The sequence below is a fragment of the Pontimicrobium sp. MEBiC06410 genome (genome assembly GCF_053601615.1).
In genome coordinates this window covers 96356-117566 of the sequence record NZ_JBSHNT010000144.1, presented here as the reverse complement: position 1 = coordinate 117566, position 21211 = coordinate 96356, and the positions used below count along the sequence as shown (strand labels likewise).

Here is a 21211-nt window from a genome sequence, read left to right as displayed (position 1 = left end):
CTCCTTATCTAGTTCAGTTTGACTAACATCTATAAATTCACATTTTCTATAATAGCCGCATACCCTTGCCCAACACCAATACACATCGTTATTAATGCATACTTTTTGTTTTGCTCCTGCAGCTCTAATGCTGCTGAATAAGCTATTCTTGCTCCTGTTACTCCGAGTGGATGACCTATTGCTATAGAGCCTCCGTTTGGGTTTAATCTTGCATCATCGTCTGCTAATCCCCATGCTCTTGTACAGGCTAGTGCCTGTGCTGCAAAAGCTTCGTTTAACTCAATAACATCAATATCGTCCATGGTTAAACCTGCTTTTTCTAATGCTTTATTAGATGCTTGTACTGGGCCTATCCCCATTATTCTTGGTTCTACACCAACTACCGCAGAACTTACTATTCTTGCTAATGGTTTTAGGTTATATTTTTTAACAGCATCTTCTGATGCTATAATAGTTGCAGCAGCCCCATCATTTAATCCTGATGCATTTCCTGCTGTTACGCTTCCTCCTTCTTTTTTAAAGGCTGCTCTTAGTTTCCCTAATACTTCCAATGATGAATTTGGTTTTACAAATTCATCTTTTGAAAATTGTATTGGGTCTTTTTTACGTTGTGGAATTTCAACAGTTACTATTTCTTTTGCTAAACGCCCATTTTCTTGTGCTTTGGCTGCTTTCATCTGACTCCAATACGCAAACTTATCTTGATCTTCTCTAGATATGTTATACTTTTCTACAAGGTTTTCCGCCGTCATTCCCATGCCATCTGTACCGTATAACTTTTGCATTTTAGGGTTTATAAAACGCCATCCAAATGTTGAATCATACATTTTTGAGTCTCCTCCAAATGCTGTTGATGGTTTAGCCATTACGTATGGTCCTCTCGTCATGTTCTCAACTCCTCCAGAAATAAATAAATCGCCATCTCCTGCTTTTATTGCTCTATTAGCATGTATTATTGCAGATAAGCCTGAGCTACATAAACGGTTTACCGTTTCGCCTGGAACTGTAAATGGTAATCCAGCTAATAATGATGACATTCTAGCGACATTACGGTTATCTTCTCCTGCTTGATTTGCACAGCCCATAATAACATCGTCATATGCTTCTTTTGGAATACTTGGATTACGTTCTACAACTTCTTTAATAACCAATGCGCCTAAATCGTCTGTTCTTACTGCCGATAATGTGCCTTTGTAATTTCCTATTGGTGTACGCACACCGTCTATTATATATGCTTGTTTCATGTTAAATGCCTGCGCAGGCAGGTATCTTATTAATTATTATTTCTAAATATTTTGTTTTCTAAATTCCAATTCACGCTTAAACCTGTCCAATCGGGATTCATTTCTTGAATTAAATTCACCTTCCATTACCTTTTCCATTTCTTGAATTGTTTTTCTCTAATCGATGCCTTTTCTCCATCTTCAAATTCTTCAAAATACACCAATTTATCGCAATTATATTTTGCAGTAAAAGATTTTGGGTAAACTTTAAACTTATGCTCTTTTACTCTTTCATCAATATTATTAGTTACTCCAATATAAATTACTCCGTTGGGTTTATTCGCCATTATGTAGACATACCAATGTTTCACTTTTATTTATTTTGAGATTCCTGCATTCGCAGGAATTATTCCCATTCTTTTTGTGTCCGATATACAACTCCTTTAAACAAAGCTACTAATTCTTCTTCTCTTTTTACTTCTATTATATTAAAGCCTAGTTTGTTATTTACTTTTTCTATTACAGATTCTGCTACTATATAATCGCCTTCACTTAATGCTTCTATATGATTAATGCTTGTTTCTATTGAAACGGCATATTTACCATGTGTGTTTGCTGCAAAACCAAATGCGGTATCTGCTAAACTATAACTTATTCCGCCATGTGCTTTATTCATACTGTTAAGCATTTCCTTACGAATAGTCATCCCTACTTTACAGCGACCGATTTCGCATTCTAGAATTTCTATTCCTAACCAAGTGCTGTAGGCATCTTGACTTAGCATCTTTCTAGGTATGAGGTGTGAGGGAATAGGTTTTAATTCTTCTGACATCTTATTTATTCTTTCTATTTTGTTTTATTGATTCTTGATGCTATTCTTGAGCGTAGTACCGTTATCATTTTTGATAACTCAGTTATCATTCTTCTAACATCTTCATCTTCCTCATTTGTAATATAATTCCTCATTTGTGCTTTCGAACTGCATGCTATACATTCATGAGCACTATGCCACGCATTTCCTAAATAATTATGAAACTGTTTATCTGTTCCACTTGAACCTTCCGCAATATTTAAGGCTATTGAATCTGCTGCTCTTTTAAATTGAGATGTTAATTCGAAACGTTCTTCTTTCGGAAATTTCTTTCCTAAACGATTTACAGTTTCTCCAAACTCCATCGCTTTGGTATATATTCCTAAATCTTCAAATTTAAAATGATACTTAGATTTCCTCATACCTCAAACCTACTCAAAAAACCTCATCCCTTCCTTATTCATCTTTCTTAATAAAGGACTACAACGGTATCTATCTTCATGGTACTCATTATATAGTTCATCTAATTTTGAAACACACCAATCTATTCCTTTTTCGTCTGCCCATGTTAATAATCCTTTTGGGTAATTTACTCCTTTTGTCATTGCGTTATCTATGTCTTCTGCTGAGGCTATGTTTAAAAATAAAGCATCTGCTGCTTCATTAATTAACATAACTAATACACGATTGAATATTTGCTCTGCTAGTGCATTATCTTTTACAGGTTCTGGTTTTACTGCTCCTTCTGAATAGTCATAATATCCTTTTCCTGATTTTCTACCTAGATAACCTGCTTCTGAAAAACGTTTTTGTGTAAATGCTGGTTTGTATCTTGGATCGAAATAGAATGCTGTAAATACCGTTTCGGTTACGGTATAATTCACATCGTTTCCTATAAAGTCCATCAATTCAAAAGGCCCCATGCGGAAACCTCCCATTGTTTTTAAACTGTAATCTATTGTTGCAAAATCGGCTAATCCTTCTTCATATATTCTTAAAGCTTCTCCATAAAATGGACGTGCTACTCTGTTTACTATAAACCCTGGTGTATCTTTAGCTACTGCTACTACTTTTTTCCAATCGGAAATAGTTTGTATTGATTTATCTAAGACTTCTTTAGAGGTTTGTATTGCAGGAATAACCTCAACCAATTTCATTAATGGTGCTGGGTTGAAAAAGTGAATACCAACACAACGTTCTGGTTTTTCTAACGATGCTGCTATTGATGCTATAGATAGACTTGATGTGTTTGATGCGATGATACAATCCTCTGAGACATAGCTTTCTAATTCGGAAAATACTTTTTTCTTTATCTCAAGATTTTCAATAATAGCTTCTATTGTTAAATTAGAATCTGCTAAATCTTTTAAAGTATTGACATAAGATATATTACTTTGTATTCTTGTTTTTTCAGCGTCATCAATACGTCCTTTTTCTATAAGACGTGATAATATTTTTTCTAAAGCGGCTTTGGCTTTATCTAATGCGTTTTGATTGGTATCGTATAGTTTCACTTTACATCCAGAAGTTGCTGCTACTTGTGCAATACCACTTCCCATTGTACCACCACCAATAATTCCTACGTTCATATTTTTTAATATTGAATATCGAATGTTAAATACAGAATATCGAAGTTTTTAATTTCAACTAACTGATAGGCATTCATTACTATTTATTTTTATTTTGCGAAGTTCGAATACTAGAAACGAAAATTGCAATTAGTTCATTGTTTTCTTTTAAAAGTAATTCTAATTTTTCAGAATCTTTAAGAAGACCTGCTCCTTTTTGGATTTTTAAATTCACTAAAGATTCTCTTAATTCCTTAAGACAAATCTTCATTTTATGAAGAAAATCTCTTGTTGATTCAGCACTTTGGGCTTCCCCATAATTTAAAGCGGAAGATGTTGCAGAACGAATTAATTGTTTTGATAAATGCTGAGACGCAAAATTACTCTCCATTGTTTTACAGAGAGAAATAATATTTACGGAGAATTGAATTAACCTATTTTCTAAATCATACTTTCGACTCATTAATCTAATTTTTTACCGAAATCGACTTCATCATTCAATATTCTCTTATTCGATATTCTATATTTTTTAATTCCCTTTAAATTCTGGTTTTCTTTTTTCTATAAATGCTGATACGCCTTCTGCATAATCGTTACTTTGTGCTGCTTCTATTTGTAATTTCGATTCTAAAGCTAATTGTGCTTCTAAATCGTTTGTCATAGATTTATTGAATAGTTCTTTAATTAACCCTAATGCTTTAGTTGGCATATTAGCTAGTTTTACAGCTAATTTACTTATCGTTTCTTCAAATTCGCCTAACGGAACCGATTTATAAATCATTCCCATTTTTTCTGCTTCTTCTGCTGAGATTTTATCGCCTAACATGGCTAATGCTAATGCTTTTTGAAACCCTATTAGTCTAGGCAAAAAGAAGGTTCCTGCACTATCTGGAACCAAGCCTATTAAACTAAAGGCTTGTATAAAACTTACTTTTTCATGAGCTACTACAATATCGCATGCTAATGCAATATTTGCTCCTGCTCCTGCTGCCACACCATTTACTGCTGCTATTACTGGTTTTTTAATAGCTCGTATTCTTGTAATGATTGGGTTATAATGTTCTTCTAATATTTTTTTAAACCCTGGATTTAACTCTGGATCTGTTACTTCTTTTAAGTCTTGACCTGCACAAAATGCTTTTCCATTTCCAGTTAAAACAATTGCTCTAACGTCTTCATTTGTTTCGCAATCATCAAAAGTAGTTTGTAGTTTTAATGCCATTTCTCTATTAAAACTGTTGAATACTCCTGGTCTGTTTAAAGTAATGTATGCTACCTTATTTTCTATTTTTAATTCTATTGAATTATTAGCCATAGCTATTATATTTTTTTATATATTCTCGATACAAAATTCTAAAAAAAGAATTTCACTCGAACTGACGTTCCTTTTAAATTTACTTATTCTTCTACTTTAAAATGGGGATTATAAATTAATCCTATAATATTATTCCAAGGATCATAGAGACTTGCAACCATTATATCTCCTCCTACATCATTTGGTGCTTCATGCTTTGTTGCTCCTAAATCTATAAAATGTTGATAGGCTTTATTTATGTCTTCGACTCCCCAATATGAGAATACATTTTCTGTTTTTGTACTACTATCTCGTTCTTCTTGTTGTAAGCCTAATTCATACCCTTTAATATTAAATCCAACATAGAAGGTTTCGTTGAAATAGGGTTTAACGAAAAAAGCTTCAGAATACCATTCCGTAGCTTTTTTTATATCGGTGACCATGTATATTGTAGTGCGAAGTCCTAACATAAAAGATGCTTTATTGCTCATACTCTCACTAATTAATTACTTTAAACATTTAAAATAATCGAAAGGTTCCTGACAGTCATCACATTGAAACTGTGCTTTACATGCTGTTGAACCAAACTGACTTACTAATCTAGTATTTTGAGAACCACAATTAGTACACTTTACTATGCGTTTCCCGTTTAGTAATACATCTTTATCTGCTTCTGCGTCAAGTGGTGCTGCAATTCCGTAATCTTCTAACGCTTTTCTCCCTCTGGGTGTTATCCAATCGGTTGTCCAGGCGGGTGCTAATATTAATTCTATTTCTGAATTATACCCTGCTTCTTTTAATGCTTTTTTTATATCGTCTCCAATAACATCCATTGCTGGACAACCACTGTAAGTTGGTGTTATTTCAACTTTTACGATATTATTTTCAATAACTGCCGAACGTACTACCCCCATATCCATAATGGATAATACTGGAATCTCTGGGTCTGAAACCTGTTCCAATATTGGGTATAGTATTTTATCTATGTTTTGCTCGGTACTTATCATATTATTTCTTCTAAAAGAAGGTTTATTTTAAAAGCTTCTCGATACAATTTATTCTTCTCTCATAAATCACTCGAAGTGACATTGCTCACGGTATTAAAGATTCCTGCCTTCGCAGGAATTTATTACCATTCCATATTTGGATACGCGCGTTGCATGTATTGTAAATCACTTAACAAATATCCTAAGTGTTCCGTATGCACACCAATTTTACCACCTTTTTGGAACCATTTTGATTCTGGAATATCTAATGTTGCTTCTGTTAAAATTTCATTTACTTTTAAATAATATGCTTCTTTTAATTTAGTAACATCTACTCCTATATTTTCGCTAACCATTGCTTTATCGGCTTCTGTTTGATGAAACAACTCATCTGTATATGTCCATAAACCATTAATGGCTTCTTGTATTTTTACTTTACTTACTTCTGTTCCATCTCCTAGACGTATTAACCAATCTGATGAAAAACGTTGGTGATAGCTTACTTCTTTAATGCATTTTTTTGCAATCGCAGATAGTGTTACATCATGGCTTTTTTGCAATTCTGTTAAAAACATAAAGTGATAGACATCAAATAAAAACTGACGTGCAATAGTGTATGCAAAATCGGTATTTGGTTGCTCTACCAATAGCACATTTACATACTCGCGTTCTTTACGTAGCATTGCAATATCATCTTCTGTTCTATTATCTCCTGCAATTTTAGCTGCATATTGGTAATAGCTTCGTACTTGTCCAAATAAATCTAACGAGATATTTGTGCATGCTATGTCTGTTTCTAGGCTTGGTCCATGTCCTGTTAATTCTCCCATTCTTTGCCCAAGAATTAAACTATTATCGGCAATACCTAGAATGTATTTATATAAATTTTGTTTCATGTTAATACCTCACAATAGTGAGTAATTTAATTGAGACGCTTCGACTGCGCTCAGCGTGACATTTAGTTTCTATTCATGAGATTCCTACCTACCACAGGAATTTTACATATGCTTTACCTCGTCTGGTAAATCGTAAAATGTTGGGTGACGGTATACTTTATCTTGAGCTGGTTCAAATAATTCTCCATTATGCTCTGGGTTAGATGCTGTAATATTTTTAGATTCTACAACCCAAATACTTACGCCTTCATTTCGTCTTGTATATACATCTCTTGCATTTTCTAAAGCCATTTCTGCATCTGCTGCATGAAGGCTACCAAAGTGCCTGTGTTCTAATCCGTTTTTACTTCTTACGAACACTTCCCATAATGGCCAATTCTTTTTTGCTGACATATTATTGCCCACAACAGTGGGGATATTTTTAATTAAACTTTAATTTTTATTCTATGTAGTACTGAATTTATTTCAGTATAAGACAGCTTTTATTATACTGCTTGTTTCTCTTTTCTTTGTTGCTTCTTTTCTGCATGTGCCATCGCTGCATCTCGAACCCATGTTCCTCTTTCCCATGCGCCTACTCTAGCATTCATTCTTTCTTTATTACATGGTCCATGCCCTTTTACAACTTGCCAGAACTCATCCCAATCTATTGGTCCAAAATCGTAACTTTTACGTTCTTCATTCCATTTTAAATCTGGATCTGGTATGGTAAGACCTATTAAATCTGCTTGTGGTACCGTTTGGTCTATAAATTGCTGGCGTAAATCGTCGTTAGATTTACGTTTTAATTTCCATTTCATTGATTGCTCTGTATGCACAGACTCTGCATCTGTTGGCCCTAGCATCATTAAAGATGGCCACCACCATCGGTTTAATGCATCTTGAGCCATTTCTTTTTGTTCTGGCGTGCCTTGCGCTAACTTCATCATGATTTCAAAACCTTGACGTTGGTGAAAGCTTTCTTCTTTACACACACGAATCATTGCTCTTGCATAAGGCCCGTACGATGTACTACATAATGGTACTTGATTAATAATGGCTGCGCCATCTACTAACCAACCAATAGCTCCCATATCTGCCCATGTAATTGTAGGGTAATTAAAAATACTAGAGTACTTTGCTTTTCCTGTGTGTAATTGTTCATACAGTTCATCTCTAGAAACTCCTAAAGTTTCGCAAGCGCTATATAAATACAAACCGTGTCCAGCTTCGTCTTGAACTTTTGCCAACAAGGCTACTTTTCGTCTTAATGATGGTGCTCGGGTAATCCAGTTTCCTTCAGGAAGCATTCCAATAATTTCAGAATGCGCATGTTGCGACATTTGCCTTATGTGTGTCTTTCGATACTTTTCTGGCATCCAATCTTTTGGCTCTATTTTTTCATCACGTGCTATACGTTCTTCAAATTGAGCTTCTAAGTTTTTTATTTGTTCTTCACTCATTTTTATTAGCTTTTGGCTATTAGCTATTTGCTTTTAGCTGGTGAAACTTTATTTTCTTTTTCTATATATTTTATTTGATAAGATTACCACATTCTTAGGAATGTTAACGAATGGCTTACACATCAAAATCTACTACTACTTTTTCTGATGTTGGCACCGCTTGGCAACTTAACACTAGGTTTCTTGCGACTTCTTTTTCATCTAATGCGTAGTTAATTTTCATTTCTACTGTTCCTTCTTTTACTTCACACTTGCAAGTACTACATACACCTCCTTTACATGCAAATGGTAAATCGGCTCCCGCTGCTAAAGCCCCATCTAATATATTATCGTACTCATCTTCCATGATGAAATGAAATTCTTTTCCTCCATCTATAATAGTTACATCTGTTCCATCTACCTTATGTTCTAAAACTTCTGCTATTTTAGTATCATCTACATCTCCAGAGAAAAATAACTCATAGTGTATTTTTTCTTTTTCTAATCCTGCTTTTTCTAGTTCATCACGAATTAAAAAAATCATATCTTGAGGCCCACATATAAAACAGCTATTAGTATCTTCTATGTCTATAAATGTTTTAGATAAAACTTGTAGCTTCTCTTCATCAAAACGCCCATTTAACAAAGGAATATCGCGTTGCTCTTTTGTTAAAAAATAAAACACTTGAAAACGCCCAAAGAATTTATTTTTAAGTTGCTCTATTTCTTCTTTAAAGATAATTGATTTTACTGTTCGATTCAAATAAAATAATTTGAATGTACTGTTAGGCTCAGCTATTAAATGTGTTTTAATTATAGACAACATTGGTGTTATACCACTGCCCGCCGCAAAAGCTATATGATTTTTTGACGCTTCTGGTTCTGTCTCTATATAAAAATGTCCAGATGGCTCTGCTATTTCCAACTCATCTCCAGCTTTTAGCTCTTGATTTGCATAGGTAGAGAACACACCGCCCGGAATTTGCTTAATAGCTACTTTCCACTCATTATCTAGAGGACTAGAGCATAAAGAGTAAGAGCGACGAACGTCTTCATCATTAATTATTTTACGTAAAGTAAGGTGCTGCCCTTGCTTAAACTTAAAAGTTTCGTATAAATTTTCTGGAATATCGAAAGTAACTACAGAACAGTCTTTAGTTTCCTTGTAGATATCTTTTACTTGTATGTTATAAAATTCTGCCATTTGTATATTTTAACTAACACTTGTTAGTTAGGTTTACAAATATACAAAAGTTTTGAAAATTAAATTTTTACCCCATGTATTAGTACTTGGCTCAAATTTTCAGACAAATCTGCTGGGTTTAAATCTTCCTTTTTAGGGATCCATAGATACAACGATCGTAGAGTAGACAGTATTGAAAACAACATAACTTCGGGGTTTTTATTAACGATCTCTTTGTTCTCAATTCCTTTAACAATAATGTTTCTAAAATTATTTTCGTAATCATCTCTTAGCTCTAAATAATAGTCTAAACGTTCTTCTAAATGCATCCAATCACTATTCATTGAAGACATGCCATGTGTATTTTGTGTTGTAATATCTACATGTAGTTTTATAATTCGATTTAACTTTTCAATGTTTGTAATTTGAGATGATTTTATAACCGCCATGCCTTCTGTAAACTCTTCTGCTAAAGAAATAATTATGCAAGTAAGAATATCTTGCTTAGACTGTATGTGGTTATAAAGACTAGAAGCCTTTATCCCCATAACCTTAGCTATATCTCTCATCGTTACAGCACTATAACCTTTTTCCTTAAAAAGGATTGCTGCTGTATTTATAATTTGTTGCTTGCGAGTTTCTTGTTTCATTGGTTACTAATATACAGATTCAATTTTTGCTAGAAAAACTATCCTAAAGCTTGTTACTTTCTGCAATATATTAATTCATAACTTTGTTGTAAGCTAAAGACAACATATTTTAAGCATTTTTATGAATACCGGAATAGAAACTAACCCCTTTATAGATAGGCTTCCGCCACATCTAAAACAGTTTATTAAACCACAAAACTACGAGCATTACTCGCCAATAAATCAAGCCGTTTGGCGTTATGTAATGCGAAAAAATGTTTCTTATTTAAGCCAAGTTGCTCATGAATCGTATTTAAAAGGTTTGGACATGACTGGTATTTCTGTAGATGCTATACCAAGTATGTATGGCATGAATCGTATTCTTAAAGATATTGGTTGGGCAGCTGTAGCTGTAGACGGGTTTATTCCTCCTAATGCATTTATGGAGTTTCAGGCTTATAAAGTGCTTGTTATTGCTTCAGACATTCGCCAATTGGAAAACATGGAATACACTCCTGCTCCAGACATAATTCATGAAGCGGCAGGACATGCCCCTATAATTGCCAATCCTGATTATGCCGAATATTTAAGACGTTTTGGAGAAATTGGCTCTAAAGCTATTTTATCGTCTCATGACAACGACATGTATGAAGCCGTAAGAACGCTATCTATTTTAAAAGAGGCCGCAGATTCTACAGATAAGGACATTAAAGATGCGGAAGATTTAGTGAATACTTTACAAAATAAAAAAGTGCCACTTTCTGAAATGGCAAAGATTAGAAACCTGCATTGGTGGACTGTTGAGTACGGATTAATAGGAACTTTAGAGAACCCTAAAATTTATGGTGCGGGATTATTATCGTCTATTGGTGAAAGTAAATGGTGTATGACAGATGCTGTTGAAAAAAGGCTATATAGTATAGACGCAGCAGAAATGGAATTTGACATCACAAAACCGCAACCCCAACTATTTGTTACTCCAGATTTCGCATATTTAATGGAGGTTTTAGAAGAGTTCTCTAATACCATGGCTATGAGAAAAGGTGGTTTTAGAGGCTTACAAAAACTTATAGATTCTAAAAAAATTGGTAGTATAGAGCTTAATACTGGGCTACAAATTTCGGGTGTATTTACAGAAATGATTACAGATGAAGACAACAATGTTGTTTTCTTTAAAACTGAAGGCCCTACTGCTTTAGCTAATAGAGAAAAAGAACTTATAGGCCATGGCAAAGAAGCAAACCCTAATGGCTTTAGCTCTCCTATTGGTAAACTAAAGGGTATTAGTTTGGCTATTGAAGATATGGGTCCTAGGGATTTAAAAGCCTATAATTTTTACGATGGTAAACGTATTGCTATTGAGTATGAAAGCGGAATTACTATTGAAGGGCTAAATATTACAGGGATACGAAATGTTTTTGGAAAATTAATACTTATTGAATTTGAAGATTGTACCGTTACTTATAAAAATAAAATGTTATTTTCTCCAGATCAAGGCACGTTTAGGTTAGCCGTTGGTTCTTCTATTGTTTCTGCCTTTGCTGGTTCGGCAGATTTTAGATCGTTTAATAATTTATATCATGTCTCTTCTACTGAAACTATTAAAGAGCATAAAGATGAAAACACAGTAAAATTAGAAAACCTATATCAACAGGTTAGCGCTCTAAGAGCTAAAAATAATATTGATGGTAAGCAGATTGAAACTATTTTTAGTAACTTACAACAGGAACACCCTAATGACTGGCTATTGTCTTTAGAACTCTATGAACTTTTAAGTACTAATGAAAATTACAATTTAAAAATACGTATTTTAGAGTACTTAAATACGCTTAAGGAGAAGCGTCCAAAAATTGCGCATTTAATTGTAGATGGCATCGCTTTAGTTAAAGAACATGTAACACATTAAAACTATGGGATTTTTAGATTTTTTATTTGGAGCAAAAAAACGTCAAGTTGAAAACTTTATAAAAAAAGGAGCTCTAATTTTAGATGTTAGAACACAAAGAGAATATGATAACGGTGCTATAAAAGGTGCCAAACATGTACCTTTACAAGAATTACATAGGCGTATTGAAGAATTAAGAGCTTTAAACAAACCTTTTATAGTGTATTGCCAAAGCGGTGTTAGGTCTGCCAAAGCATCTAAATATTTAAACCTTAATAATATTGAAGCTATAAATGGTGGTGGCTGGTTAAAACTTTCTAAACTTATTAAATAAACTTATATAACCAATTTAAGCCGATTTTTTTATTTGTTTTCTACGCTTATACACGTAAAATATTGGCACTAATAAAAGCAAGAAATAATATAAATTATTGCCTTTTTTAAAAATAGCCTCATTATTACCTGTTAATGTTATCGCACTCCAATAATATGGAGATACTTCGCTTGTATTTTTATTTTTATAGATGTAATCTAATTTTGCTCTATTTAATGCTTCTGTTTTAGTGTACCCTTGGTTTAAATAGTTATAAAACGAATAAATAATTTCATTATTAGATTTTTGATCGATATCCCAAAGTGAAGCTAAAACACTTTTTGCTCCAGAGTTAACAAATCCTCTAGCAATACTCATAACACCTTCTCCTTTTCTCAATTCTCCTTTAGACGTTTTACATGCACTTAAAACAACTAAGTCTGTATATTGATTATTAAAATACATTTCTCCTAATTCTAATTTATCATCATAAAAAGCTAACCATGGTTTTTTATCCTCCGTTACTCCGCCATGTGTAGATAGGTGCACTACTTTATAACCACCGTAGGCTTCAATAAATTTTTGCTTAGTTGTGTTTGATCTGGTTAAAAACTTTGTTTCTAGAGTACTTTCTAATTTTTGCAATTCTTCTCTATATATAATTAAAGAGGATAAAGATTTGTCTTTAAATAGAGTAGGACTCATAGCTAAATAGTCTGCATTATACGTTCTCTTTAATTTACTAGTAACCATAAGAGACGAAAATGAGTATGCATAACTTATTTTACAAAAATTAATTAAATACAGTTCATTTATGGGGCTTTCTCTATTATCTACTATTAATGGTTCCAAAGGTATATTTTGCAGCATCCCATCTTGTATAACTAAGAGCTGTTTTCCTTGAAATGCTTTTAGTTTGCTCTTCATAAAAGGTAGCAATTGATTATATAATGTATAGGCTAAGCTTTTATAATCCTCTTGATCTTTTTTATTTAAAAATGGCTTTTTTAAAGCATCATGAAATGCTAGTATTCTTTTTTCTAAAAGCTCTGCTTCTTCTATTTTATATGTTTTAATTTCTGTGTTAGATGCCAAAGAAACGTATGCTTTATTTTTATCTATTTTATATTGAAGAACTAATTGATTTTCTTTTAAATGTTTTTGAGTCGTTTTAGCATCATAAATTTGAATCCCTTTTTTGTAATTATGGTATTTTGGAAAGGTTGTTTCTAAAGAATCTAAAAATTTTGAATACTCATTTTTTTTTGTAAAAAAACTATCTTTTATTCTCTTTCTTTTTAATAAGTTGTTTGTTACTAACTCTGCTTTATAATTATTAATTTCCTCTAATAATTTAACTTCTCTTTCTATAGTTGCATTTGGTAATTTAGCTAATACTCTTGCATTTAAATTGGTTACATTTTCTAAAAGCAATAAGGCTTTACTTTTTTCTATAAAACAATAGGCTTTTTCTGGCTCATTTAATAAGTAAGATACATCTACTGCTTTTTGATATAAATCATTCCCTTTTTCTCGCCAAAATAACTTTGATAAATCTTCTCTACTTTCAAAATAAATAAGATTAACTACTTTATCTGCTAGTTCTAACGTTTCCAGAGCTTTTTTTAAAAGTACTTTATTTTTTGTTTTGTTATAATATACAATCCAAGCACCTGCTTTATCTCTTAAATACCCTAGGATATCTATTTTTAAATTAGATATTTCTATATCTTGAAATTTGGGTAATGTAGTATAATCTATACTAGCATTATATGTCGTTAAGTATATTGCTTTTTGATAATTTTTAAGAGCCGCTACATAATTGTTTTGAAGTAATTTAATATCGCCTAAGTTATCGTAAGACTCTGCTTTTTGACTAGGCAAATTAGACGCATAGCTTAATGCAGCATGTAAGCTTTCTATAGATTTATTAATGTTATTCGTTTTTTTGTAAACGACTCCCAGGTTATTCAAGCTCTTAGCTGCATATACAGAGTCGTTTAATTTATAAGCCAATGCTAACGCCTCTTTATAGGCCTCTTTACTATTATTATAGTCTTTAAGCGTATCATAAAAATTACCACAATTAAGCTTTAAGCCAATTAAATCTTTCTCGGAGATATCAAAATAGTTACTTAAGGCTTGTACTTTTCTATAGTTTAAAAAAAATGCTTCTTTATATTTAACATCATCAAAGCCTGCATAAATTGCTAAAACATTTTTGTAAATACTCAGGAGTTTTTGATGTTTCCCTAAAGCTTTATAAATAGACTCACTTTTTTCGTAGCAGTCTAGGGCTTTTTTAAAATCTCCTATAGCTTCATAAATTCTTGCTTTTAGCCAATTCACTTTTGCTACTCTAACTTCTGTAGCATTACAATAACTAAGCAAACTATCGCATGTTTTAATAGCTTTTGAATAAAGCCCTTTCTCGTATTGAAATTTGGCTAGATTATTAAAGCTTCCTTTAAAAAGCGAAGGGCTCTCTTTAATGTAGTTTTTTCGTATTTCTGATGCTTTTTCGGTAAAGTAAATAGCATCGTCTAGAGAAAGGTTTTTCTTGTATATAAATTTTGCTAAATCATGGTAAACTTGAGATACACTCAATTCATCTGCTTTACTTTCTTCTATTAAAGTTTCTGTTTTTACTACTTTTTGTTGTTTTGAGAGTGTCGATAATTTTATAATAGAATCAAACTGTTCTAAAATTTTTGTTTGAGAACTAATACTAAATGGTATAAGTATTAGAAATACAAAAGTAACTTTATAACACATTTATTTATAATTTACCTTTTCTCATAACATTATTGATTACTCTACTTTTAGTAGAATTCATCTAAATTTAATAATAAAAAATCATCTTTCTATTTTTATTTAAAATCAAGTTGTAAAATGGTGTAATATATTTAAAGCAGAGAGCATAATTAAACACTCTCTGCTTATAGTTTAAAAAAAGTGACCTAAACCCTATTAAACTAAAATTTATTCTAAGACTGCTGCTCTATGTTTTATGGTCTCTAAACCAGATACAAACTCCGTACTGTTATCTATAACTTTATTTTTTAAAACTAATGGTGAATCCCCTATAGAATATAGTGCTGCACTTTTATAAGCTACAAAGGCACTTGCAAAAGACGTTCCTTGAACCGTTGTACTTTGTCCATTTATTGTAAACGAATAATCATTTCCAGGAGCTGCTATATCTACATTACTTACACCATAATTAGAATACCATGCTAAAAGATTACTATTATTATAACTTTCTGCTGTATAATCTGTTATTGTTTCCATTCCAGCAATTGAAATAATATTATCATGCTCGTACGATGATGGATAATGTGGTATCTCATCATTATCGTTAGTTTGGTTTCCCGCAGATGCTACAATTAATACACGATTGCTGTAATTAGCAAGGATCCTATCAAATAATTCTTGATAACTATAACTACCAAAACTCATATTAATAATTGCAACTTCGGGTTTACTTAATGCATATTTTAATCCACATAGAATACGAAATGTATTTGTTTTACCATCTGCATCAAACACTTTTACCGGTAAAATTTGATGACTTATGCCTTTATTTATTAAATTACTATTTATTATACTTGCAATTTGAGTTCCATGGTTATGGTCATCAAAAGGGTCATTATCTTCATTTACAAAATCCCACCCATAAAGGTCTTTTGAGTTTGTTGCTTCGCATTGCTTATTAGCAGAGTTATTATATAAAAAGGGTTCTGTAAATCCTCCTGCTATGTAATTTACTCCTGTATCTAATATAGCAACAGTTATATTTTCATTACTTTCTACTTGTAAATTTAAAGCTTGATCTATATCTCCATCTGGTATTGCCGATCCAAAATAATTATTTGGTAATTGCACTCCATTATTTAACGAAGCGCCATCTAAATCTGGATCATCACTAGCTGTACTTTTTTTTTCTTCTAATTGTGATTCTGTTAAATCCTGAGCAAAACGCCATAATTCTAACGTATCATCTTGACATGAACACTGTTTATAACTCTGCACTTCGTACATGTTTCTTAATGCTTCTTTTTGCAAATTGGTTGTTCCTATATTATAGTGCACAATAAACTCTCTAACATTCTTCCCTAACTTAGATTTTTTATTAAGCATGTTATTTTTTAAAGTACTCTCATTAGATTCTTCAGTTAACTCATCGCTACAACATGCCAGTAATAATAACACAAAGCACATTATTGTAAGTTTTAATGTTTTCATAATTTAATTTAGGTTTAGGATTTTTTTAAAAAAAAGCAGTCTCAACCTAATTTACTTAAGTTGAGACTACTGTGTAATTGTTATTCTATCATAACTTTTTTAGTAATTATATTTTCCCCTGTATTAAATGAGAAGAAATACACACCTTTAGTAAGGCTAGATCTTAGATTTAAGTTAAACTTAAGTTCTCCGTTTATTACTTTACGATTTTCTAACGTTTTAATTAAAGTACCATCGAAGCTGTAAATATTCAATTGAATATTTTCAACATCTTCAATATTTAATTTAATATCCATATTTCCTTTATTAGGATTTGGATAAATAGAAATTTTGTCGGCATCGCGCCCTTTCTTTCCTTTATTATAACAAGCTTGTCTGGAAATTGGCGACTTTTTACCACTCTCGCAAACGGCTGTTACTTGCCAAACAAAACATCTACCTTCTAACGATGCTGGTAATGTGTAACTATTAGTGTTTACTTGAACTGGCGCAATAGAAATACCAAACTCACAACCACAATCTATTTGTGGTACATTACCTGCTGGAGAGCTAATAATATAAGATGTTGCGCCTGGTACTGGATTCCATGTTAATGTAGTCCCTACCACTTGAAGATTAGTTGGCGCTGTTACCTCGCACTCTTTTTCCTTTGGTGTATGGCAGGCTTGATTAGAAATTGGTGACTTTTTACCACTTTCGCAGATTGCTGTTACTTGCCAAACAAAACACTTATTTTGTAATGATGTAGGTAAGGTATAACTATTAGTACCTACTGTAATAGGTGCTAAAGAAATGCCATTATTACCTGTACAACCACAATCTATTTGTGGTACATTACCTGGTGGAGATGTTATGGTGTAAGATGTTGCGCCTGGTACTGGATCCCATGTTAAAGTATTACCAACCACTTGAAGATTAGTAGGTGCTGTTACCTCGCACTCTTTTTCTTTTGGTGTATGACAGGCTTGGTTAGAAATTGGTGATTCTGTACCATCTTCGCAAATTGCAGTTACCTGCCAAACAAAACACATATCTTGTAATGAAGCTGGTAAAGTATAACTGTTAGTTCCTACAGTAATAGGCGCTAAAGATATACCATTACTTCCTGTACAGCCACAATCTATTTGCGGAACATTACCTGGAGGAGATGTTATGACATAAGATGTCGCTCCTGGCACAGGATCCCATGTTAATGTATTACCAACCACCTGAAGGTTAGTAGGTGCTGTTGTTTCACAACTTTCACAAACGGAAATAATAATATCATCTATTGATAATTCTGCTTGGCTAACTCCATTTGATGCGTTTGCCATAAATGGGAACACCCATAGTTGTGAATAGTTTCCATTTGGAGTATACGTTAAAGAAATATCTGTCCAAGTATTTAAATACCCGCCCATAGTATCATTAAAAATATACTCTCCTGTAGGCGTTGCTGTAATATTCCCTACGCTATTAGTTGCTACTAAGTTTACTGTAGCATTATTAGCAACATTTGGGTCTCCAGAGTTTCTATCGTCTGTTCTTATTCTAAAGCATATAGAATACGACACACCTTCTTCAAAATCAAAATTAGCAGCAATACCTTCTCCATTTCCACCATAAGACCACATCCATGCATTAGGATCGGCACTAAAGTTATTAATAGAAGGCGAACCATCTGTTGCTATCCAATTTGGCACACAACCATTATTAAAAGCTCCATTTCCACCACAAGTTGCTTGATTAAAATCTCCGTTTACAAGTAAATTATTCTCGGCATCACAGCATGGCGGCGGCGGACAGTCTTGCTCTATATTAATAGTAACATTCTGGCTGTAGAAATCACCACAGGAATCTGTTCCTGTAATATTTGCTACAAAAGAAGTTAATGTTGAGTTATTCGTTAAACAAAATAAACCATTTAAATCTGTAAGCACTGGGCTATTAGTATTATACGCATCATCTTGAAGGTTTGTAGCACTAATATTTATACAAGTAGTACCACAAGGTATTGTATATTCTAAAGTATCTGTTACATCGGTTCCATCTATTGTTATCGTTGTTGGGTCTGGAGTACACGGTTGACAGATAGATAAGTTAGATATACGAACTTCTATTTGAGGATTTGGTGCCGATGGGTTTGTAGGATAAAACCATATATTGTTAAAATTCTGAGTAGCTGTAAAGTTAAATGTATACATCTGGCTATTTGCTCCATTTGCCCATATATTCTGTCCCATTATTGTCTGGTTTGGGGTTGGAGTATTCGGGATAACATTGTTAGTATTGGTTCCTGTATTACCTACAACGGCATTAGAGGTTAATACAACATTCATCATAGAATTAACATTTGGTATTTGCCCAGTATTAGTAGCTGCATCTAAATTAAAAGACACACAGTATTGCTCACCTTGCACAAAGTTATATCCAGAATAGTTTACACCTTCTCCTGTTATAGATTGCGTAAAACCAGAATAATAAGACCACAACCAAACAGAATTACTCCCCCATGATGGCGTTCCATGCGAGTCGCTCCATTGTTGGGTATTACTAACCTGAATATCTTGACAATTGCCCTGGTTACATTGTGATTGAGCTGTAATATAACTCAATACAAAGAAGGCTAAAAAAAGTATTTTCTTCATAATTTTAAGGGTTTATTGATTAATTAAAAGTTCCTACTCTGTTTTTTATAAAGGTTTTTCGGATCCCTCCTTTTATTGAATTAATTCACAGTTAAGAGGAGAATTTATTTTTTTGTTACCCAGTTTATTTAAACTATCTTAGAATTTAAATTAATTATACATCAACATCTTGTATGGAGAATGATGATTTTGTAAGCCAATTTTTAAAAGGAAATTCAAAACTCTTAAACAGTATCTATGACAATTCATTTAAATATGTAGAGCATTATATTACTAGTAGAAATGGTTCTAAAAAAGATGCCGAAGATGTGTTTCATAATGCCCTTATTATCATTTATGTTAAATTAAAAGAAGGCAACATAAATATTAAAGCTTTCGATAATTACCTGTTTACTGTCTGTAAAAATTTATGGAAAAGAGAAAATGCAAAACATAGGGTAACAAATAATAACGTTATCCCTCTAGTTAGTGAAGAGCTTGATAAAGCTTCTTTTTATTTAGAACATAACCAATGGGAATTATATAAAGAAAAATTTGAATTACTATCTGCGCAATGTAAAGAGATCCTTTCTATGGTGTTTCAAAAAAAAGCTTATGCAGACATTGTAAAGAAATATTCTTACAGTTCTCAAACAGTTGCAAGACAACGTGTATTTAAGTGTAAAGCCCGGCTTAGCAAGTTAATTAAAGAAGATTTCAGATTTTCTAAACTTAAGCATTAGAATGAATTTAGATGATAAAATTATAGCATACTTGGAGGATACAATGACCGATGAAGAGCGTACCCGTTTTGAATTAGATATTAAAGCAGACCCAGATTTAAAGCAGTCTATATCTATTATAAAAACTATGAATACTGTTTATAGTGATACTGATTGGGCACTATATAATGGAGATAATAATACGCTAAAAAACACCAGTGAATTATTTAAGGGAGATGCTATTGAATCGTTCTCTAAACATGCTAAAATAGCGGCTTCAAATTACAAGTCTGCAACCCAAAAAAGACGTTTTATAAAATACATTTCGTCGGTAGCAGCTGCCGTTATTATTCTATTTTCCGGATACTATTTCTTAAACAATGATGCTACCTCTATAACCTTATATAATAATTATTATAGTACTGAAGATTTACCTTCTTTTACTACCCAAAGTAATACTGCTAATGTTTTAGCCAAGGCAGAAAACTTATTTAAAACAAAACAGTATAAAAAGGCTTTAGAGCAATTTAAAATAGCAGAACACAGCCTAGAGAATACGTTAAACCCTAACCTTCTACTATATATTGCCGTTTGTTATTTAGAGCTAGAGCAATACCAATTGGCCCAAGAGAGGCTAAATCTATTATTAAAAAGCAATAGCTTAGATGCACACAAAGCTTATTGGTTTAAAGCTTTAACTTATTTAAAACAAGATAATAGAGTTAAGGCTATCGAAACTTTAGAATTACTTATAGAAGATAAAAACAACTTTAATTACTTAAAAGCTAAAAAACTATTGAATGAATTAAAATAGTTTTTGCCTACAATTTAATACCCTGAAAGTTTGTAATTGGGTTCGCCTGATATTCTAACGTCCAACCTAAAGAATTTGTAAGAATATAAAACTTAGCTAGCTCGCTAATTAATCTGTTTTTAGCATTTGTTTTTAAGCTAGAGGCTTCCACTTTTTTCATTAAAGATGCTTTTACTGTTTCTTTTATAGCATTATAATCTTCCGCTTCAAAAGGGTTTAAAAAATCTGCCTGAATATCGTAATACTCAAAATCTGGGCTAATTTTTATTTCTTCGTCAGGAATTTTTATTAATCTTAGTGTTTTAGAAACATCATCTATTTCATATTCTATTTTACTTAAATCGTACGCAATAGTAACATCTGCATTAACTACAACTAATGCTTTTTTCTCTGCCGAAATATAATCAGACAATATCGCTTTAGAGTTTTTATAATTAAATACTTCACTAAAATGACCTTCTGTAACCACTAGTTTCCCAACATTTTTTAGTTGTTCTTGTATTAGCGCAGAATGTTCTTTAAGTATTATTGCTTCACTTTTTTTATCATCGCAATATTTAAATGTAAATAAAACGATTAATGTGATAACGACTCCAAATAGAATTTTTCTCATGT

The 21211-nt window shown here is 32.4% G+C and carries 22 protein-coding genes; 4 read left to right on the top strand and 18 right to left on the bottom strand.

Features of this window, described 5'->3' with window-relative positions; genetic code table 11:
- Nucleotides 1-29 precede the first annotated feature (29 nt).
- The 14 genes from pcaF to ACVC08_RS05930 form a co-directional block, all read right to left on the bottom strand.
- Nucleotides 30-1244 (bottom strand): 3-oxoadipyl-CoA thiolase, encoded by a 1215-nt coding sequence (gene pcaF, locus ACVC08_RS05995; protein ID WP_452601380.1) that lies wholly within the window; start codon nt 1242-1244, stop codon nt 30-32.
- Nucleotides 1245-1369: 125 nt separating this feature from the next.
- The gene (locus tag ACVC08_RS05990) at nt 1370-1594 is read right to left on the bottom strand and encodes a GIY-YIG nuclease family protein (protein WP_452599279.1); all 225 of its coding nucleotides are present in this window, start codon (nt 1592-1594) and stop codon (nt 1370-1372) included.
- Nucleotides 1595-1629: 35 nt separating this feature from the next.
- Nucleotides 1630-2055, bottom strand: coding sequence for a PaaI family thioesterase (locus ACVC08_RS05985; RefSeq protein WP_452599280.1), 426 nt, complete (start codon nt 2053-2055; stop codon nt 1630-1632).
- Nucleotides 2056-2069: 14 nt separating this feature from the next.
- Nucleotides 2070-2456: a four helix bundle protein gene (locus tag ACVC08_RS05980; RefSeq protein ID WP_452599281.1), complete on the bottom strand. Its 387-nt coding sequence runs from the start codon at nt 2454-2456 to the stop codon at nt 2070-2072.
- 9 nt (nt 2457-2465) lie between these two features.
- Nucleotides 2466-3623 carry a 3-hydroxyacyl-CoA dehydrogenase NAD-binding domain-containing protein gene (locus ACVC08_RS05975; RefSeq protein WP_452601379.1) on the bottom strand — a complete coding sequence of 386 codons (1158 nt, stop codon included), beginning with the start codon at nt 3621-3623 and terminating at the stop codon, nt 2466-2468.
- A gap of 79 nt (nt 3624-3702) precedes the next feature.
- A complete protein-coding gene (locus ACVC08_RS05970) occupies nt 3703-4065 on the bottom strand; it encodes a four helix bundle protein (RefSeq protein WP_452601378.1) in 363 nt (120 codons plus the stop codon).
- Between the two features lie 66 nt (nt 4066-4131).
- Nucleotides 4132-4917 carry an enoyl-CoA hydratase-related protein gene (locus tag ACVC08_RS05965; RefSeq protein WP_452601377.1) on the bottom strand — a complete coding sequence of 262 codons (786 nt, stop codon included), beginning with the start codon at nt 4915-4917 and terminating at the stop codon, nt 4132-4134.
- Nucleotides 4918-5000: 83 nt separating this feature from the next.
- Nucleotides 5001-5387: a VOC family protein gene (locus ACVC08_RS05960; protein WP_452601376.1), complete on the bottom strand. Its 387-nt coding sequence runs from the start codon at nt 5385-5387 to the stop codon at nt 5001-5003.
- Between the two features lie 15 nt (nt 5388-5402).
- The gene (gene paaD / locus ACVC08_RS05955; protein ID WP_452601375.1) at nt 5403-5903 is read right to left on the bottom strand and encodes a 1,2-phenylacetyl-CoA epoxidase subunit PaaD; all 501 of its coding nucleotides are present in this window, start codon (nt 5901-5903) and stop codon (nt 5403-5405) included.
- A gap of 122 nt (nt 5904-6025) precedes the next feature.
- A complete protein-coding gene (paaC, locus tag ACVC08_RS05950; RefSeq protein ID WP_452601374.1) occupies nt 6026-6778 on the bottom strand; it encodes a 1,2-phenylacetyl-CoA epoxidase subunit PaaC in 753 nt (250 codons plus the stop codon).
- Between the two features lie 102 nt (nt 6779-6880).
- Complete coding sequence (gene paaB / locus ACVC08_RS05945) at nt 6881-7171, bottom strand: 1,2-phenylacetyl-CoA epoxidase subunit PaaB (RefSeq protein WP_452597813.1); 291 nt, start codon at nt 7169-7171, stop codon at nt 6881-6883.
- A 92-nt stretch (nt 7172-7263) separates the two neighbouring features.
- Nucleotides 7264-8220: a 1,2-phenylacetyl-CoA epoxidase subunit PaaA gene (paaA, locus tag ACVC08_RS05940; protein WP_452597814.1), complete on the bottom strand. Its 957-nt coding sequence runs from the start codon at nt 8218-8220 to the stop codon at nt 7264-7266.
- Between the two features lie 115 nt (nt 8221-8335).
- Nucleotides 8336-9403 (bottom strand): 2Fe-2S iron-sulfur cluster-binding protein, encoded by a 1068-nt coding sequence (locus ACVC08_RS05935; protein WP_452601373.1) that lies wholly within the window; start codon nt 9401-9403, stop codon nt 8336-8338.
- 59 nt (nt 9404-9462) lie between these two features.
- A complete protein-coding gene (locus ACVC08_RS05930) occupies nt 9463-10032 on the bottom strand; it encodes a TetR/AcrR family transcriptional regulator (RefSeq protein ID WP_452597816.1) in 570 nt (189 codons plus the stop codon).
- Between the two features lie 121 nt (nt 10033-10153).
- Here ACVC08_RS05930 and ACVC08_RS05925 point away from each other — a divergent pair, with 121 nt between their 5' ends.
- Together ACVC08_RS05925 and ACVC08_RS05920 are read left to right on the top strand one after the other, a co-directional pair.
- A complete protein-coding gene (locus ACVC08_RS05925) occupies nt 10154-11917 on the top strand; it encodes an aromatic amino acid hydroxylase (protein ID WP_452601372.1) in 1764 nt (587 codons plus the stop codon).
- Nucleotides 11918-11921: 4 nt separating this feature from the next.
- The gene (locus ACVC08_RS05920; protein WP_452597818.1) at nt 11922-12230 is read left to right on the top strand and encodes a rhodanese-like domain-containing protein; all 309 of its coding nucleotides are present in this window, start codon (nt 11922-11924) and stop codon (nt 12228-12230) included.
- 15 nt (nt 12231-12245) lie between these two features.
- On the opposite strand, the gene ACVC08_RS05915 is transcribed toward ACVC08_RS05920, so the two are convergent.
- The 3 genes from ACVC08_RS05915 to ACVC08_RS05905 form a co-directional block, all read right to left on the bottom strand.
- Nucleotides 12246-14984 carry a CHAT domain-containing protein gene (locus ACVC08_RS05915; RefSeq protein WP_452601371.1) on the bottom strand — a complete coding sequence of 913 codons (2739 nt, stop codon included), beginning with the start codon at nt 14982-14984 and terminating at the stop codon, nt 12246-12248.
- A 207-nt stretch (nt 14985-15191) separates the two neighbouring features.
- Nucleotides 15192-16454: a S8 family serine peptidase gene (locus ACVC08_RS05910; RefSeq protein WP_452601370.1), complete on the bottom strand. Its 1263-nt coding sequence runs from the start codon at nt 16452-16454 to the stop codon at nt 15192-15194.
- An 80-nt stretch (nt 16455-16534) separates the two neighbouring features.
- The gene (locus tag ACVC08_RS05905) at nt 16535-19081 is read right to left on the bottom strand and encodes a T9SS type A sorting domain-containing protein (RefSeq protein WP_452601369.1); all 2547 of its coding nucleotides are present in this window, start codon (nt 19079-19081) and stop codon (nt 16535-16537) included.
- A gap of 173 nt (nt 19082-19254) precedes the next feature.
- Between ACVC08_RS05905 and ACVC08_RS05900 the strand changes: the two genes are divergently transcribed.
- Together ACVC08_RS05900 and ACVC08_RS05895 are read left to right on the top strand one after the other, a co-directional pair.
- Nucleotides 19255-19803, top strand: coding sequence for an RNA polymerase sigma factor (locus ACVC08_RS05900; RefSeq protein WP_452597822.1), 549 nt, complete (start codon nt 19255-19257; stop codon nt 19801-19803).
- A gap of 1 nt (nt 19804) precedes the next feature.
- The gene (locus tag ACVC08_RS05895; RefSeq protein WP_452601368.1) at nt 19805-20596 is read left to right on the top strand and encodes a tetratricopeptide repeat protein; all 792 of its coding nucleotides are present in this window, start codon (nt 19805-19807) and stop codon (nt 20594-20596) included.
- 7 nt (nt 20597-20603) lie between these two features.
- Here ACVC08_RS05895 and ACVC08_RS05890 read toward each other — a convergent pair whose 3' ends face one another.
- Nucleotides 20604-21209 (bottom strand): DUF4230 domain-containing protein, encoded by a 606-nt coding sequence (locus tag ACVC08_RS05890; RefSeq protein WP_452601367.1) that lies wholly within the window; start codon nt 21207-21209, stop codon nt 20604-20606.
- Nucleotides 21210-21211 lie beyond the last annotated feature (2 nt).

Coding starts and splice junctions, on each gene's coding strand:
- paaC (WP_452601374.1), bottom strand. CDS start 6,778: ATGAAACAAAATTTATATAAATACATTCTAGGTATTGCCGATAATAGT.
- ACVC08_RS05900 (WP_452597822.1), top strand. CDS start 19,255: ATGGAGAATGATGATTTTGTAAGCCAATTTTTAAAAGGAAATTCAAAA.
- ACVC08_RS05905 (WP_452601369.1), bottom strand. CDS start 19,081: ATGAAGAAAATACTTTTTTTAGCCTTCTTTGTATTGAGTTATATTACA.
- ACVC08_RS05965 (WP_452601377.1), bottom strand. CDS start 4,917: ATGGCTAATAATTCAATAGAATTAAAAATAGAAAATAAGGTAGCATAC.
- ACVC08_RS05910 (WP_452601370.1), bottom strand. CDS start 16,454: ATGAAAACATTAAAACTTACAATAATGTGCTTTGTGTTATTATTACTG.
- ACVC08_RS05980 (WP_452599281.1), bottom strand. CDS start 2,456: ATGAGGAAATCTAAGTATCATTTTAAATTTGAAGATTTAGGAATATAT.
- paaB (WP_452597813.1), bottom strand. CDS start 7,171: ATGTCAGCAAAAAAGAATTGGCCATTATGGGAAGTGTTCGTAAGAAGT.
- ACVC08_RS05895 (WP_452601368.1), top strand. CDS start 19,805: ATGAATTTAGATGATAAAATTATAGCATACTTGGAGGATACAATGACC.
- paaA (WP_452597814.1), bottom strand. CDS start 8,220: ATGAGTGAAGAACAAATAAAAAACTTAGAAGCTCAATTTGAAGAACGT.
- ACVC08_RS05985 (WP_452599280.1), bottom strand. CDS start 2,055: ATGTCAGAAGAATTAAAACCTATTCCCTCACACCTCATACCTAGAAAG.
- ACVC08_RS05890 (WP_452601367.1), bottom strand. CDS start 21,209: ATGAGAAAAATTCTATTTGGAGTCGTTATCACATTAATCGTTTTATTT.
- ACVC08_RS05975 (WP_452601379.1), bottom strand. CDS start 3,623: ATGAACGTAGGAATTATTGGTGGTGGTACAATGGGAAGTGGTATTGCA.
- pcaF (WP_452601380.1), bottom strand. CDS start 1,244: ATGAAACAAGCATATATAATAGACGGTGTGCGTACACCAATAGGAAAT.
- ACVC08_RS05920 (WP_452597818.1), top strand. CDS start 11,922: ATGGGATTTTTAGATTTTTTATTTGGAGCAAAAAAACGTCAAGTTGAA.
- ACVC08_RS05925 (WP_452601372.1), top strand. CDS start 10,154: ATGAATACCGGAATAGAAACTAACCCCTTTATAGATAGGCTTCCGCCA.
- ACVC08_RS05960 (WP_452601376.1), bottom strand. CDS start 5,387: ATGAGCAATAAAGCATCTTTTATGTTAGGACTTCGCACTACAATATAC.
- ACVC08_RS05935 (WP_452601373.1), bottom strand. CDS start 9,403: ATGGCAGAATTTTATAACATACAAGTAAAAGATATCTACAAGGAAACT.
- ACVC08_RS05970 (WP_452601378.1), bottom strand. CDS start 4,065: ATGAGTCGAAAGTATGATTTAGAAAATAGGTTAATTCAATTCTCCGTA.
- ACVC08_RS05915 (WP_452601371.1), bottom strand. CDS start 14,984: ATGTGTTATAAAGTTACTTTTGTATTTCTAATACTTATACCATTTAGT.
- paaD (WP_452601375.1), bottom strand. CDS start 5,903: ATGATAAGTACCGAGCAAAACATAGATAAAATACTATACCCAATATTG.
- ACVC08_RS05930 (WP_452597816.1), bottom strand. CDS start 10,032: ATGAAACAAGAAACTCGCAAGCAACAAATTATAAATACAGCAGCAATC.